This is a genomic window from Dietzia sp. NPDC055877 (assembly GCF_053615975.1).
The window spans coordinates 1-15,777 of sequence record NZ_JBSHCV010000015.1; the positions used below are offsets into that span (position 1 = coordinate 1).

The 15,777-nt window shown below is 69.9% G+C and carries 12 protein-coding genes and 1 pseudogene; 5 read left to right on the forward strand and 8 right to left on the reverse strand.

The window, feature by feature from the left end; all coding sequences use genetic code 11:
- Positions 1-81: 81 nt before the first annotated feature.
- Positions 82-1,023 (reverse strand): GlxA family transcriptional regulator, encoded by a 942-nt coding sequence (locus tag ACWGLC_RS13740; RefSeq protein ID WP_452100412.1) that lies wholly within the window; start codon positions 1,021-1,023, stop codon positions 82-84.
- Positions 1,024-1,130: 107 nt separating this feature from the next.
- Here ACWGLC_RS13740 and ACWGLC_RS13745 point away from each other — a divergent pair, with 107 nt between their 5' ends.
- Positions 1,131-1,442 (forward strand): putative quinol monooxygenase, encoded by a 312-nt coding sequence (locus ACWGLC_RS13745; RefSeq protein WP_452100413.1) that lies wholly within the window; start codon positions 1,131-1,133, stop codon positions 1,440-1,442.
- Positions 1,443-2,004: 562 nt separating this feature from the next.
- Positions 2,005-2,727: pseudogene (locus ACWGLC_RS13750) on the forward strand (ISL3-like element ISPfr2 family transposase); the annotation flags it as partial.
- A gap of 16 nt (positions 2,728-2,743) precedes the next feature.
- On the opposite strand, the gene ACWGLC_RS13755 reads toward ACWGLC_RS13750, so the two are convergent.
- Positions 2,744-3,976, reverse strand: coding sequence for a glycosyltransferase family 4 protein (locus tag ACWGLC_RS13755; RefSeq protein ID WP_452100414.1), 1,233 nt, complete (start codon positions 3,974-3,976; stop codon positions 2,744-2,746).
- 201 nt (positions 3,977-4,177) lie between these two features.
- On the opposite strand from ACWGLC_RS13755, the gene ACWGLC_RS13760 reads away from it, so the two are divergent.
- The 3 genes from ACWGLC_RS13760 (at position 4,178) to ACWGLC_RS13770 (ending at position 7,528) form a co-directional block, all read left to right on the forward strand.
- The gene (locus tag ACWGLC_RS13760) at positions 4,178-5,029 is read left to right on the forward strand and encodes a class I SAM-dependent methyltransferase (RefSeq protein WP_452100415.1); all 852 of its coding nucleotides are present in this window, start codon (positions 4,178-4,180) and stop codon (positions 5,027-5,029) included.
- Positions 5,030-5,172: 143 nt separating this feature from the next.
- Complete coding sequence (locus ACWGLC_RS13765) at positions 5,173-6,645, forward strand: aldehyde dehydrogenase (RefSeq protein WP_452100416.1); 1,473 nt, start codon at positions 5,173-5,175, stop codon at positions 6,643-6,645.
- A gap of 61 nt (positions 6,646-6,706) precedes the next feature.
- On the forward strand, positions 6,707-7,528 hold the full coding sequence (locus tag ACWGLC_RS13770) for an MFS transporter (protein WP_452100417.1): 822 nt from the start codon (positions 6,707-6,709) through the stop codon (positions 7,526-7,528).
- Positions 7,529-7,582: 54 nt separating this feature from the next.
- Here the strand turns inward: ACWGLC_RS13770 and ACWGLC_RS13775 are convergent, their stop codons facing one another.
- The 6 genes from ACWGLC_RS13775 to ACWGLC_RS13800 form a co-directional block, all read right to left on the reverse strand.
- The gene (locus ACWGLC_RS13775; RefSeq protein WP_452100418.1) at positions 7,583-9,400 is read right to left on the reverse strand and encodes a glycoside hydrolase family 15 protein; all 1,818 of its coding nucleotides are present in this window, start codon (positions 9,398-9,400) and stop codon (positions 7,583-7,585) included.
- A complete protein-coding gene (locus tag ACWGLC_RS13780) occupies positions 9,397-10,458 on the reverse strand; it encodes a glucose 1-dehydrogenase (RefSeq protein WP_452100419.1) in 1,062 nt (353 codons plus the stop codon). The genes ACWGLC_RS13775 and ACWGLC_RS13780 overlap by 4 nt, the downstream gene beginning before the upstream one ends.
- Before the next feature lie 54 nt (positions 10,459-10,512).
- Positions 10,513-11,175, reverse strand: a complete 663-nt coding sequence (locus ACWGLC_RS13785; RefSeq protein WP_452100420.1) for a winged helix-turn-helix domain-containing protein — start codon at positions 11,173-11,175, stop codon at positions 10,513-10,515.
- A gap of 108 nt (positions 11,176-11,283) precedes the next feature.
- Positions 11,284-12,849 carry a sensor histidine kinase gene (locus tag ACWGLC_RS13790; protein WP_452100421.1) on the reverse strand — a complete coding sequence of 522 codons (1,566 nt, stop codon included), beginning with the start codon at positions 12,847-12,849 and terminating at the stop codon, positions 11,284-11,286.
- Entirely contained in the window at positions 12,846-13,646 is an 801-nt protein-coding gene (locus tag ACWGLC_RS13795; protein ID WP_452100422.1) for a hypothetical protein, read from the reverse strand. The genes ACWGLC_RS13790 and ACWGLC_RS13795 overlap by 4 nt, the downstream gene beginning before the upstream one ends.
- Before the next feature lie 268 nt (positions 13,647-13,914).
- Complete coding sequence (locus ACWGLC_RS13800) at positions 13,915-15,741, reverse strand: phosphoenolpyruvate carboxykinase (GTP) (protein WP_452100423.1); 1,827 nt, start codon at positions 15,739-15,741, stop codon at positions 13,915-13,917.
- Positions 15,742-15,777: the final 36 nt, after the last annotated feature.

A 15,777-nucleotide genomic window follows, 5' to 3' on the forward strand; every position in this document is an offset into this window, starting at 1 on the left:
CGAGGCGCCTCACCCGCAGACCGCGTACACAACCACAGTGGTCAGTACAACTAGCACACCGGCTACAGGCATGGCGATAGGTCAGGAACGGCGTCGCTCCCTACGCAGGAGGGAGCGCAGAGTCTCGGCGTTCGCGTAGCCGACCCGTAGCGCGATCTCGGCGGAGGTGAGGTCCGTGGTTGCTGAGAGGTGCCGAGCTCGTTCGATGCGAAGCCGTTGGACGAAGCCGAGCGGAGTGAGGTTGAGCGCCGCACGGACTCGTCGTTCGAGGGTGCGCCGGCTGGTGCCGAGCGACTGCGCGACGAAGGCGACGTTGAACGGTTCGTCCAGGCGGGCGCGCACGAAGCGTTCGAACTCGACGACGATCGGGTCCTCGTGCCGGAGATGTTCGTAGGCGACGAAGGCCGCCTGCGACGGGCGCTCGTCGATGATGAGGAGCTTGGCGACATGTTGGGCCAGGTCGGGGCTGATCGATCGCACGAGTGAGAGCGCGAGGTCGATGTGGGCGAACGCGGCGCCGGCGGTGACGAGGTTCCCGTCGACCACGACCATGGTGTCGAGATCGAGGGCGACGGTCGGATAGCGCTTCAGGAACTCCGGCCCCAGGAACCAGCTGGTCGTCGCCCGCCGATGATGCATCCGTCCGGTCTCGGCGACAGCGAACACGCCGGTGCACGCCGCGGCGATCCGGGTGGTCGCCTCGTCGAGGCGCCCGAGCGAGGCGATGACCGAACGAGCATCTCGGCTCTGGAGGGCGTCGTTGGTAGCGGCGGCCGTAAAGGTTCCAAGCGCAGGGACGACGACCACGTCGAACTCTGCGGACTCCGACAGTGGGTGGTCCACCGACAGGGTCATCGATGCCGTCGTGGTCACTCGCCGTTTCGGTCCGAGGATGGCGAGATTGATCGGGTCGATCCGCGGGTCGACATCGCGGCGGGCTCCGTCGGCCACCCGCACGATGTCGATGATCGACGCGATAGCCGAACCGAAGCAGCCGTCGATCGCGATCAGTCCGATACGCATGACGTAAACAATAGCAATACTGCCGTATACGCCACTTCCCACCGGCCCTCGCTCGTCATACGCTGAACTCGTCCCACGAAGAACCCCGATTTCAAGGAGAGTCCCTCATGGCCACACCCGCATCACTTCCGTATGCCTTCGTCGCCAAGATCGTCGCGGCCGATGGACAGCACGACGCGCTCGCCGATCTGCTCGCCGGCGCTGTCGCACTCGCCAACGAAGAAGAAGGAACGATTGTCTGGTTCGCGGTCAGGACCCACGCCGACACCTTCTGGATCTTCGATGCATTCCCCGACGAGGCCGCTCGCGACGCCCACGCCAACGGCGCCATCGTCGCAGCCCTGATGGCCAACCAGCACCTCCTCGCCGCAGCACCCGAGATCCTGGCGGCAGACGTCCTCGCGTCGAAGCTCCCGTAGTCCGCCAACGCACGAGACGATCGCGCCCCGCCGAGCCGTCGCCAGGTCGCGACGCAACGCCATGCTGCGTTGCCGAGCGGTGCGAGGCCTATCGGCACACGGACAGGATGCCGGCCGCGAGCGCTCAGCCGGCGAGGGGTCCGTCGCAGAGGAGAGCGACGTCGGTGTCGGGCAGAGCCGTGAGGCCAGCGCATCGCGCGACCACCAGAACCGAACCGCCCCTGCCCTGCGTTTCCGCAGGTCAGGGGCTGTTCGCCGGAGCCGCCTGTCGGAATCGAACCGACGACCTAATCACGTCGGCTTTGCGTCTATCGCTTGATGCGCCCACTGGGCGAACGGGCCGCTGACCTGCGCAAACGCCGAGCGTGGGGGACGCCGCCATCCGGTGGTGACCGACGACGACCGACCAGTACCGACCGTTTCACCGGAGCTTGCGGCGGCGTCGAAGCCGAGTAAGCTCCATTCCTTTAGCTCACCGCGCCCTCCTCCTCGCCGGTCCCGTCGTCGTCGAAGACGTTTCAGGGGTCTTCTCAGATGACGGTGTAGGTCGGCCGGGCGCGTCGGTCCGCTGGACATGGTCGAGGGCCGGTCGAAGGCGGCGTTCAAGACCTGGCTCGCCGACCGCGACGACGCCTTCCGTGACGCGGTCGAGGTGGTCGCGATGGACGGCTTCACCGGGTTCAAGACCGCCGTTGCAGAGGAGATCCCGGACGCGGTCACGGTGATGGATCACTTCCACGTCGTGCGCCTGGCCGGTGACGCCCTCGACAGGTGCCGGCGCCGGGTCCAGCTCGCGATCCACGGGCACCGTGGGTTCAGGGACGACCCGCTCTACAAGTCGCGGCGCACGCTGCACACCGGCGCGGACCTGCTCACCGACAAGCAGAGCGACAGGCTACGAGCGCTGTTCGTTGATGACGCTCACGTCGAGTTCGAGGCGGCCTGGGGTGTCTACCAGCGCATGATCGCCGCCTATCGCCACGAGGACCGGCAACGTGGCCGCGAGCTCATGGAGAAGCTGATCACCGACCTCAGCGCCGGCGTCCCCAAGGTGCTCACAGAGCTCACCACCCTGGGCCGGACCCTGAAGAAGCGAGCCGCTGACGTGCTCGCCTACTTCGAACGACCCGGCACCAGCAACGGGCCGACCGAGGCGCTCAACGGACGGCTCGAACACCTGCGCGGCTCCGCACTCGGGTTCCGCAACCTGACCAACTACATCGCCCGAAGCCTGCTCGAGACCGGCGGCTTCAGACCCCAACTCCTACACCCCCGATTGGGATGAGCCGCGTTACCCGGCGCTATTCGCCTCTGGCCTCGCCACTGATCACACCACTGACGCGCCGACCCTCGCCGACCGCCCGGAGGACCAGCTCCATCGCCGACGCCGTGGCGGGCCACGACATCCCCGCGGCCTTCCGGCGAGCCGCCTCACCCATCCGATCACGAACCCCGGGATCGGCCAGGAGACGGTCCGCGGCGACTGTCATGGCGGTGACATCGTCGACGAGGAGGCCGGTCTCGTCGTCGTCGATCGAGTCCCGTAGCCCCGCGGCGTGGTGATACCCCACGGTCGGCACCCCGTGCTGCGCGGCCTCGGAGACGGCGAGCCCCCACCCCTCCTTGCGCGACGGCATGAGGTGCACGGCCGCGCCGGCGAGGAGCCGGTGCTTGGTGGGCTCGTCGACATGGCCGTGGAACACGACCGCGCCCGCGGTTGCGGCGGGTCCGTCGGCTCCGAGGCCGCGTTCGGTGGCGTAGTCGTGCAGCTTCTCGGCCCACCAGCCGCTGCCGATCACGTCCAGCACCAGCCCGGGATAGCGCGGTCGCAGCGCCGCGACCACGTCGAGCGCGTCCTCGACATGCTTGTGCGGCACCAGACGCGACAGCACCACCAGGCGCGGCGCGGCGGGCGCGGGGCCGGGTCGTTCCGCAGTCGCGTCAGCCGGCGAGTCCGCCCCCGCGAACCCCACCGGCAGCGGGTCGAGGCCATTGCGCACCACCGCGATCCGCGCGGGATCCACGCCCAGCGCGGCCAGTTCCTCGGCCGACGGCAGCGAGACAGTCACGTACTGACTGCGCGCGTGCACCCGCGGCGCGAGCCACGACTCGATCCACCAGCCGACCGGCGCCACGAGCCGCCCCGCGACCGGCCACTGCTCGCGGTGGATGTGGTGGACGAGCAGGACGACGGGGGAGCGGGTGACCAGGCGGGAGAAGAAGGGGACGCCGTTCTGGGTGTCGACGACGACGTCGGGCCGTCGCAGCACCCCGAGCGGTCCCAGACCGGCACGACCCAGGAGCATCGCCGCCAGGGCCCGTGGATAGACGGAGAAGCGGCCGCCGGCCCTGCTGAACCGAACCCCGGTGGTGCTGGTCTCGGAGCGGGCCGCGGCCCGGGACCGGGAGGTGCGGAAGACCACGGTGTGGCCGGCGGCGGCCAGGCCGTCGGCGACGTGTTCGAGATACCGCTCGCTTCCGCCGCCCTGCGGGTGCGTGCTGTCTCGCCAGCACAGGAGCAGGATTCGGGACACGCGGACACTGTACGCAGCGGCCCGTCCGTGCTCCCCGCCCGCCCGCACCCGCCCCGCCCGCCCAATCCGCAGCCGCCCCCACCTCCCCACATCCCCACATCGAGAAGCGGGTTCGGCGCAGGTGGTTCTCGGGCTTTGTGGGCGAAAGGCTCTTGGCGAGTGGGGGGTGGAGGGGAGGGCGCCAGCGGTATCGTCACCGCCGTGATCACAGACGCCGTCCACAGCTCGGACGCCCTGCGCTCGGTGGCCCGCCGCGCAACCGTCGGCCGGTCGCTCGGGCTGCTGCGGTCGTTCCCGCAGGAGCAGTCCGCCCCCGACGTCTTCTACTCCGGCCTGGCCCGCGACACGGTCGAGCTGGTGGCCGATCTGTGGGAGCAGGCCAGCGACGGGGCTGCCGGTGCGGACGCCGCGGTGACCGCTGCTGCGCCGGGCACCGCTGCGGCGGATGCGGCCGGGCGGCTTCCCGGGCTGACCGTCCTCGACGTGGGCGGCGGGCCCGGCTACTTCTCCGAGGCCTACGCCGCCGAGGGCGCCCGGTACGTCTCGGTGGAACCCGACGTCGGAGAGATGGCCGCCGCCGGCATCACTCAGACGGGCTCGGTCCGGGGGAGCGGCATGGCGTTGCCGATCAGATCGGACAGCGTCGACATCTGCATCTCCTCCAATGTGGCCGAGCACGTCCCCGAGCCCTGGACGATGGCCGAGGAGATGTGCCGGGTGACGCGACAGGGCGGCCTCGTCGTCGTCTCCTACACCCTCTGGTACGGCCCTTTCGGCGGCCACGAGATGGGCCTGACCCACTACCTCGGCGGCGAGCGCGCGCGGCGCATGTACGAACGACGGCACGGCCATCCGCCCAAGAACTACTACGGCGAATCGCTGTTCGAGGTGGGCTGCGCCGAGGGTTTGGCGTGGGCGCGCGACACCCGCTCGGCCGACCTCCTGGCCGCGTTCCCGCGCTACCACCCGCGGTGGGCGTGGTGGCTCGTGCGCGTGCCGGGCCTGCGCGAGGTGCTGGTCTCGAACCTGGTGCTGGTGCTCCGCGCGCGGTAGCCGAGGTGAGGCGGCGCGGTGGCGACGTGGCGGTGAGGCTGTGGTGATCGGTGCCGAGGCCGTGATGGAGACACCCTCCCACTGCCGGACACTCGTCTACAGTGTGTGGAACACGTTCCTGTTTTCCATCTACGGAGGTCCTCGTGGTCGTCGTCCATGAAAAGCTTTTCTCCGGCACACGCTGGGCAGATCCCATCACCACCGGAGTCCTGGAGGTCCACTCCCCGGCCACGGGCGCCGTGGTCGGACGGGTCGCCGAGACCACGGTCGAAGACCTCGACGAGATGATCAACCAGGCGCGCGACTCGTTCGAGTCCGGCATCTGGCGCAAGACCCCGCCCGCCGAGCGCGGCGCCCTCATCGGCCGCGTGGCCGACATGATCGAGGAGCGCCAGGCCGAGGTCTGCCGGATCCTGTCCGACGAGATGGGCACGCCCGCCTCGACCGCCGCGATGATCCAGGTGACGCCCACTCTCGGCGTGCTGCGCTACTACTCGAAGCTGGCCGCCGACTTCCCGTGGAGCGAGGTCCGCAACGGCGACTTCGGCGCGTCCGTGGTCACCCGGCAGCCGGTCGGTGTCGTCGCCGCCATCACCGCCTGGAACGTGCCGCTGTACCTCAACGCCGCCAAGCTCGGCCCCGCGCTGCTGTCCGGCAGCTCGGTGGTGCTCAAGCCGTCGTCCGCCACCCCGCTGTCCGCGCTGTGGCTGGCCGACCTGTTCCGCGAGGCCGGCCTGCCCGAGGGCGTGCTGTCCGTCGTGACCGGCCCCAGCTCGGTGGGCGACCACCTCGTGTCCAGCCCGGAGATCGACAAGATCTCGTTCACCGGCTCGACCGGCGTCGGCAAGCACATCGCGAAGATCGCCGCCGAGAACCTCACCCGCTGCTCGCTCGAGCTGGGCGGCAAGAGCGCCGCGATCGTGCTCGAGGACGCCGACCTGGCCTCCGCCGGCGGCACCATGGTGTTCTCGGCCCTGATGAACTCGGGCCAGGCCTGCGTGTCCCAGAACCGCATCCTCGCGCCGCGCTCGCGCTACGACGAGGTGGTGAACGCGCTGGTCGAGAACGTCTCGCTCATGCCCGTCGGCGACCCGGCCGACGAGGGCACCGTGTTCGGCCCGCTCGCCAACCACAAGCAGCAGGCCAGCGTCGAGGGCTACATCCGCAAGGGCGTCGAGGAGGGTGCGACCGTCGCGTACGGCGGCGGCAAGGTCGAGGGTCTGCCCGCCGAGGTGGCCGACGGCGCGTTCGTGCAGCCGACCGTCTTCCGCGACGTCGACAACTCCATGACCATCGCCCAGGAGGAGATCTTCGGGCCGGTCATCCAGGTGATCCCCTACGACTCGGTCGACGAGGCCGTGCAGATCGCCAACGACTCCGAGTTCGGCCTCGCCGGCGCCGTCTACTCGCAGGACCCGGACGCCGCGCTCGCCGTGGCCCAGCGGGTGCGCACCGGAACCATGGGCATCAACTGGTACGCCTTCGACCCGACCGCCCCATTCGGCGGGTTCAAGAACTCCGGTATCGGCCGCGAGAACGGGCCCGAGGGTCTGGACGCGTACTGCGAGCTGCAGAGCGTGCTCATGCCGTTCGGCTGGGAGCCCTCCGAGGGCTGAGTCGAGCCCCGGCTGGGTCGTTCCCCGGCTGGATGGCGGCGCCGGACCCGTCCGCGGGCCGTTGCCCGGGGATCACGCTCCGGTCAGCAAGCCGCCCAGCTCGCGGACCGTCTGGTCGAACAGCGCCAGCGGGTCGGGGTCCAGCCCCAGCCCCGCGCTCCCGCTCGTCAGCGCCGCGATCGGCCTGGCCGCCCTGGCCCTGTTCGTCGACCGTCAGATCCGGCTAGCGCGGACCGGGAAAGAGCTGCTGAACCTGCGGCCGTTCACCAACCGCACCTTCTCGCTCAGCGTCGCGATGATCATGATCGCCATGGGCACCCTGATCGGCACCGTGGTCATCCTGCCGATCTTCCTGCAGAACGGCAGCGGCCTGAGCACCCTGACCATCGGGATGATGCTGCTGCCCGGCGGTCTGATCCAGGTCGTGATCGGCCCGATCTTCGGCCGCGTCTTCGACCGCCACGGCCCGCGCCCGGTGCTGATCCCCGGCGCGCTCCTGCTGGCGGCGGGGCAGTGGCTGTTCACCACCATCGACCCGGACACCGCGCTCGGCCTGATCATCGCGTTCCACACGATCTTCTCCGTCGGCCTGGCCATGCTGATGACCGGACTGCTCTCCGCGGCCCTGAGCGAGGTCCCGCTCAAGCTCTACAGCCACGGCTCGGCCATCTTCAACACCGGCCAGCAGCTCGGCGGCGCGATCGGCACCACGATCTTCGTCACCGTCATGAGCGCGATCGCGGCCGGCGAGATCGAGGCCGGGTCGGCGCTCGTCGACGGGCTGTTCGACGGCGCGCACGTGGCGTTCCTCATCGGCGGGATCCTCGCGTCCCTCGGAATCGTCTTCGCGCTGTTCATCAAGGCCGCCCCGAAGCGCCCCTGATCAGCCGTCCGCCCAGCCGTCGAGCCGTCAGCCGCCCGCCCAGCCGTCGAGCCGTCAGCCGTGCAGCCGCTGTTGCCGGCGGCTGGCCGAGGTGGCGGTGTGACTGCCGGTCAGCTGCCGGGCCGTGTTGATCAGCCCCACCATGCTGAAGGCCTGCGGCGTGTTGCCGAGCTGGCAGCCGAGTCGGGTGTCGTACTCCTCGGACAGCAGCCCGACGTCGTTGCGCAGGGCGAGCAGCCGCTCGAACATCGCCTGCGCGCGCTCGGTCTGCCCCGTCCCCGCGAGCGCGTCGGCGTACCAGAAGCTGCACGCCAGGAACGCCCCCTCCGAGCCGGGGAGGCCGTCGACCCCGCCGTCGGCCTCCGGGTCGTAGCGCATGATGAAGCCGCCGTCGAGCAGTGCCCGCTCGACGGCGGCGACCGTCCCCCGGATGCGCTCGTCGGACCACGGGAGGAACCCCACGCGCGGGAGCAGCAACAGGGACGCGTCCAGCCCCTGCGACCCGTAGAACTGGGTGAACGTGCCGCGCTCCGCATCGAACCCGTTGCGGCAGATCTCCGTGTGCATGCGGTCGCGCAGTCGCCGCCACTGATCGACAGGGCCGTCGAGGCCGTGTTCCTCGACGGTGTGCACGGCCCGGTCCACACCGGCCCAGGCCATCACCTTGGAGTGCACGAAGTGTCTGCGCGGCCCGCGCATCTCCCACAGCCCGTTGTCCGGTTCGGCCCAGTTCCCCTCGAGGAAGTCCAGCAGGGCCCGCTGCACGTCCCAGGCCGTGTCGCTGGACTCCATGCCCGCTTCCCGGGCCAGGTGCAGACCGTCGAGCACCTCGCCCCACACGTCGAGCTGCAGCTGGTCGGCGGCGGCGTTCCCGACCCGGACGGGGCTGCTGTCCCGATACCCGGGCAGCCACGGTATCTCGGTCTCGGGGATGCGCCGCCGACCGTCGAGCCCGTACATGATCTGCAGCTTGTCGGGGTCGCCGGCGATCGCGCGGACCAGCCACTCGCGCCAGGCGCGCGCCTCCTGCACGTATCCCGTCCCCAGCAGCGCCTGCAGGGTGAACGTCGCGTCGCGCAGCCAACAGAAGCGGTAGTCCCAGTTGCGGGAGCCGCCGAGTTTCTCCGGGAGTGAAGTGGTGGCCGCGGCGAGGATCCCGCCCGTGGGGGCGTACGTCAGCGCCTTGAGGGTGATGAGCGATCGCCGGACCGCCTCCGACCACCGGCCGTAGTAGCGACAGTCACCGATCCACCCCGTCCAGAAGTCCTCGGTCCGGCGCACGGCCTCCGCCGCGTCGATCCGGTCTGGGCGGGGCAGGTGCGAGAGCTGGTAGGTGAGCACGAACGGCACCTGTTCGCCGGCCGCGACATCGAAGTCGGCGACGGTCGTCATATCGCGGCCGTGCAGCTCCACGGGGGTGTCCAGCCATGCGGCGTCGGGCCCGGCGACGGCCTCTATCCCGCCGTTGGTGCGACGCACCCAGGGGACGATGTGCCCGTAGTCCATGCGCAAGCGCAACGTCGAGCGCATCCGCACCCGCCCGCTGAGCCCCTCGACCACGCGGACCACGTCCGCCGCGTCCCCGCGTGGCGGCATGCAGTCCGATACGCGGACAGTCCCGTCGGGCGTCCGCCACTCCGACTCCAGGACGAGCGTGTCCCCGCGGTACCGCCGACTGGTCGCCTCGCCACCACTGACCGGGGCGACGGTCCAGTGACCGGCCGACTCGTCCGAGAGCAACGCCGCGAAGCAGGCCGGGGAGTCGAAGCGGGGCAGGCACAGCCAGTCGATGCTCCCGGCCCGGTGGACGAGCGCGGCGGAGTGCAGGTCGCCCAGGAGTGCGTAGTCCTCGATCATGGTGGACCCCGTCATCCCTGACTGTCGTCGAGCGCGATGACCACCTTCACGTCGTGGTCCTCCGCGGTGAACGCCCGCCCGAAATCCGCCAGCGGGACACGCCGGGTGATGAGTCCGTCCAGCCACTCGGTGTCGGCGGCGGCCAACGCGTCGGCGGCGGCGCGGTAGTGGCGCTGGTTGGCGTTCACCGAGCCCACCACCACGTCGTTCTCCAGGACGATCTCCCGGTTGAGCGCGCCGACGTCGACCTCCAGGCTCCGACCGGGCGACGACACCCCGGTGAGGCAGACGATGCCGTACCCGCTGGTCCCGGACATGACGTCGAGGACCACCCGGCCGGCGCCCGTGGCCTCGATGACGACGTCGGGCTCGAGCCGGCGCATGACCTCGGCGGCGTCGGCGTGGTGATAGGTGGCGCCCAGCCGGGCCACGAGCTCGGGTTTGGGCCCACTGTCGACACGATCGAGAACGTGGACGTCGAGCCCCTTCTGCGTACCGATCATCGCGGCCAGTAGCCCGATCGGACCAGCACCGGTGACCAGGGCGGTCTGCGGCTCGAACCAGCTGCGCCGGCCGATCACCTCCACCTGCTCCCAGGCCTTGGCCACGACGCTCGTCGGCTCGACCAGGACGCCGACGCGCTCGAGGGCAGGGTCGAGACGGATCGCGTACTCCGGCTCGACGGTCCAGCGCTCGCTCCCGAAGCCGTCACGCTGTTTGATCCCGCGTTCGGTGTACTCGCCGTTGCGACACATATCGAACTCGCCACGGGCGCAGGCGCCGCACGGTACCGGATCCGGTCGTCGGACCACGCCGGCAACCAGGTCACCCTCCGTGAAGCCGGACCCCTCGGGCGCACGCTCGACACGCCCCAGCGACTCGTGGCCGAGGACCAGCCGCTCCCGTCCCTCGGGCGGCCACCCGTATCGTCCGGCGACGATCTCCTTGTCGGTCCCGCAGGCACCGAGTGCCAGGCCGTGGACGAGAAGCTCGCCGTCACCGGGCTCCGGGTCCGGTTCGTAGGTCAGTGTTACCGAGTCAGCCTGTCCGGGGATGAGGGTCAACGCACGCATGCCTCTGTGGTACTCCTGCGTGCACCCCCACGCACCCGGTCACTCGGCGGGCGTTCACTCGACCCTGTAGCCGACTCCTCGGACCGTCTGCACCTTGTTCTCGCCGATCTTGCGGCGCAGCGACCGGATGTAGACGTTGACGATGTTCGAGCCGGGGTCGAAATCCATGCCCCAGACGCTCTCGAGGAGCTGCTCGCGGCTGATGGTTTCACCCTTGTTGCGCAGCAGCATCTCCAGCAAGGAGTACTCGCGGTTGGTGAGCTCCTGGATGCGGCCGTCGACCTCGACGCGACGGGTACGGATGTCCAGCCGCATGCCACCGTGCTCGAGGATCCCCGGGTCATCGGACGCCTCGTGCTCGCGCAGACGGAGGCGGATGCGGGCCAGCAGTTCGGGGACGCGGAACGGCTTGACCATGTAGTCGTTCGCGCCGGAGTCCAGGCCCTCGACTGTGTTCGACACGCTGTCGCGAGCCGTCAGGATGATCACCGGGGCGCTGAAGCCGCGCGACCGGGCTTCACGGAGCAGGGTCAGACCGTCGGTGTCCGGGAGACCGATGTCCAGCAGCATGAGGTCGATATCGGAAATCGTCGACAAAATGGCGCGAGCGCTCTCCCCATCGACAGCCTCGAGCGCCGTGTACTCCGCACCGCCGAGCGCCTTGACCAAGACCGAACGGATGAGGTCATCATCCTCGACGACGAGAATATTCGTCATGCAACCCTCCTTCTTCGACTACGGAGTATCGCATGTGTGCGGCCCGGTAGGTCATTCCCCTGCAATCGTGTCCCCAGGTCAGTGGGAAAGGTGGCGAATCCGGGAAACCTAGTCGTCGTCCGGGTCGTCGAAGTCGACCGATCCTCGGGCACTTCCCCTCTCGCTCTCAGCGCGGACGAAGGGGATGACGAGACAGAACGCGGCACCGCCCCCGCTGGCGTTGAAGGCAAAGGCACGACCCCCGTGGGCGCGGGCGATCGTCGACACGATCGCCAGGCCCAGCCCGGTGCCGCCGCGGCCGTCGCGGAGTTGGCCGCGTGCGGTGTGGAACCGCTCGAAGATGCTCTCCTCCTCACCGGGCGGAATGCCGGCACCGCGGTCGCGTACCCACCACAGCAGCCGACGACGGTCGCGCTCGCCCGCGCTCTCCGTCGGCGGCGTGCCCTCCACGATCGACTCGCGGAGGGTGGGCTCGCCGGGCTCGATAATGCGGCAGCCGATCTCGATGCGATCGCCGTCGCGGGTGAACCGGACCGCGTTGGAGCAGAACTGCATCAGCGCCTGCGTGATCCGGTGCGGGTCCAGCCGGGCGACCCCCTCGGCGTACGGGTGCACGCTCCAATCGCGGTCCGCGAGGACGTCGACCTTCGCCTCGATGTCCAGGATGAGTTCGGAGACCTCCGTCGGGGAGGTGAGCAGGAAGTCGGGACGGTCGGCGCGGGCGAGTGTCAGCAAGTCCTCCACGATCCGGGTCATCCGGGAGAGTTCGTCCTGCATCACGCGGGCCGCCTCGGCCCGGCCTTCCGGGTCCTCGGGCATGAGGTCGAGATTGCCCTGCACCACGGTTAGTGGCGTGCGCAGCTCGTGGCCCGCGTCGTCGAGGAACTCCCGCTGGGTGCGGTAGGCATCCTCGACCCGCTCCAGCATCTCGTTGACCGTATCGGCGAGGGAGACGATCTCATCCGGCCCCTCGACCGGAACCCGCCGGGAGAGGTCGGCGGCGGAGATGGTCTCGGCGGCCTCGCGGATCCGCCGGACCGGGACGATCATCCGGCCGGCGATCCACCAGGCGAGGAACGCACTGAGGATCATGCCTCCGGCGCTCGCCCAGAGCAGGGACTCGGTGACCCGCCAGGTCTCCGACGAGGATCCGCGGTCGTTGACCGCCACCACCAGGCTGGCCGGCCCGGCCGGGCTCTCCACTGTCGTCTTGCGCCAGCTGACCGAGCCGTCGATCTCGCCGGAGTCGTCGCCGGCGATCAGTCCGACCCGCTGGATACGCGACCGCACCGCCGGGGGGAAGAGCTGATCTTCGCTGGGTCCGTACCGGGAGAGCGTGAACTGGGTGCCCGACTGGTCGGCGGTGCCGACGAGCAGTAGCTCGGCCGAGGGGTACTGCTGGGCCAGGTAGGCACGCAGTAGTTGCTCGACCGTGGGCTCCTCGGACTCGAACGACGGGAGAATCCCCGCCGTCATGAAGGTGGTGAAGTCCGCGGTCTCGCGATTCAGCCGGGTGTCGGTGACCCGCTCGGCACTGAGGATGAGCAGCTGACCCGTGAAGACGACCATGGCCGCGAACACCGCGGCGGTGATGAAGGTGATGCCCGCGGTGATCCGCAGGCGCGCCGAGTTCCACCAGCGGATCGGGGTCGGCGACGTGGAGCGTGCGTTCACCTCGGACCTGAGCGCCCGTTATCGGACTCCGGGCCGCCGCCCGCAGCGTGATCCGGGCGTCCGTTGGTGGCGGCGTGGGCGGGCCGATTGTTGTCGGAGGCGTGGGGCGGCGGGCCGGAGGTGTTCGCATGCGGCGGTCGGCCGGAGGTGTCGGCATGCGGCGGGCGCCCGGGCTTCCCGGCGTGCGGGGGAACGGCGTTGTTCGGACTCCCGCCGGCCCGGCTGGCCAGCGTGTCGAGGTCGAAGCGCGGTCCGCCGATCTGGCCGGGATCGTCGTTCCCGGGGGTCTGTGGCGGCTCCGGCGGCCGGGCACGCGGGGCGGCCGGGGGCGTGTGGGCGGCGGGCGGCTGTACGGCCGCGGGAGAGACGGGGGTGGCGCCGGCGCTCGGGTCGGGCGCGGTGCCCGACCCGGACTGTGCGCCGGCGCCGGGAGAGGTCTGCGAGGCCGGGCCCGCCTCGCCGGGGTCGGCCGGTGTGTCGTCAGCTACGGACCCGGGGAGCGGCGCCAGGTCGACGGCGGGGATCGGCAGCAGCGAGAGGATGGCGGGCATGGGCGCGGGGAGGAAGAGATTCACGCGGCCGTCGATCACGCTCAGGTGGGGGCGCCGCCCGTCGATCACCGTCCCGGTGGCCTGGGACGCGGCCGTCGTTCCGGCTTCTGTGTCCAGGCTGATCTGGGTCTCCTCGGAGGCGGGGGTCGGTGCGATGAAGGGGTCGAAAACGCCGACGACGGCGGCGAGGCCCAGGCCTCCGAAGACCACCGGGATCGCGGCGAGAGCTAAGGTGACGGCTCGCATGTCCCCCCTCCCGGTGAACGATTGGTGATTCGTCAATCCCCAACTGTGGCACCTGCCGCGCCCATTTTGGTGACGGGTGAACACATTCTCATCGCAGGAGCTCCGGTCCGGTTGTCACCTGCCCCCGCGTCCGCTAAGCGCGGCGCAGGAGAGAACCGGCAGGGAGAGCAAGCGGAGTAGGGCTCGGCACATACGAAGGCGGGCCACACCGGATCGGTGTGGCCCGCCCTCGTCAGCGCCGGCCGCGTCATCGACGCAGCCGATGCTCTCAGCCCAGGCGCTCCTTGAGCGCGGCGAACTCCTCGTGGACCTCGGCCGGGACCTTGGGTCCACAGAACTCGAGCCATTCGGTGATGAGCGGCAGCTCGCGACGCCACTCCTCCGGGTTGACGGCCAGCGCAGCCTCGACGTCCTCGATCGGCGTGTCCAGGCCGGTCATGTCGATGTCGGCGGCACGCGCGGTGATGCCGGCGGCGGTCTCGTCGCCCTCGACGCGACCCTCGATGCGGTCGACGATCCACTTGAGCACGCGGCTGTTCTCGCCGAAGCCGGGCCACACGAAGCGGCCGTCGTCGCCCTTACGGAACCAGTTGACCAGGAAGATCTTGGGCATCTTGTCGCCGCCACGGGCGCCCATGTCGACCCAGTGCTGGAAGTAGTCACCGACGTTGTAGCCGAGGAACGGCAGCATGGCCATCGGGTCGCGGCGCACGGCGCCGACCTGGCCCTCGGCGGCGGCGGTCTGCCCGGAAGACAGGGTCGCACCGATGTAGACGCCGTGGTTCCACGAGTAGGCCTCGCTCACCAGCGGGACGGTGTCGGCGCGGCGGCCGCCGAAGAGGATCGCCGAGATCGGCACGCCCTCGGGCGAGTTGAACTCGGGTGCGGCGACGGGGCACTGGTCGATCGGCACGCAGTAGCGCGAGTTGGGGTGCGCGGCGTTGCCGGCCTTGCCGTCGCCCTCCGGGGTCCACTCGTTGCCGAGCCAGTCGATGAGGTGGTCCGGGGTGCCCTCGAGGCCCTCCCACCACACGTCACCCTCGTCGGTCAGGGCGACGTTGGTGTAGATCGCGTTGCCCGGCTCCAGCGTCTTCATGGCGTTGGGGTTGGACGAGTAGTTGGTGCCGGGGGCCACGCCGAAGAAGCCGAACTCGGGGTTGACTGCGTACAGGCGGCCGTCGGCGCCGAAGCGCATCCACGCGATGTCGTCACCCACGACCTCGGCGCGCCAGCCCTCGATGGTGGGCTGGATCATCGCCAGGTTGGTCTTGCCGCACGCCGAGGGGAACGCTCCGGCGATGTAGTACGCCTGGTTCTCGGGCGAGGTGAGCTTGAGGATGAGCATGTGCTCGGCCATCCAGCCCTCGTCGCGGGCCATGGCGGAGGCGATGCGCAGGGCGAAGCACTTCTTGCCGAGCAGGGCGTTGCCGCCGTAGCCGGAGCCGAACGACCAGATCTCCCGGCTCTCCGGGAAGTGGGTGATGTACTTCTCCTCGTTGCACGGCCAGGCGACGTCCTCCTCGCCCTCGGCGAGCGGCGCACCCACGGTGTGCAGGCCCTTGACGTACGCGCCGTCCGAGCCGATCTTGTCCATCGCGGCCTGGCCCATCCGCGTCATGATCTTCATGGAGACCACGACGTAGGCCGAGTCGGTGAGCTCGATGCCGAGCTTGGGGTCCTCGGCGTCCAGCGGGCCCATGCAGTAGGGCACGACGTACATGGTGCGTCCGCGCATGCTGCCGCGGAACAGGTCGGTCATGTGGGCGCGCATCTCGGACGGGTCGCGCCAGTTGTTGGTCGGGCCGGCGTCCTCTTCCTTCTCCGAGCAGATGAACGTCCGCGACTCGACGCGGGCGACGTCCTTCGGGTCGGACTGCGCGAGGAACGAGTTCGGCTTCTTCGACTCGTTCAGCTTGACGAAGGTGCCCCCGTCCACGAGCACGGAAGTGAGACGATCCCACTCTTCGTCGGAGCCGTCTGCGAAGACGACCCGGTCCGGCTGGGTGAGCTCGGCGACCTCCGTGATCCACGCGAGCATCTCCGCGTGATCTGTTGGTGCCTGACCCTCGAGGCCGGGAATGGTGGTGCTGGTCATCACTGCTCCTCGCGCGTGGTGCATGGTCTTCCTCAC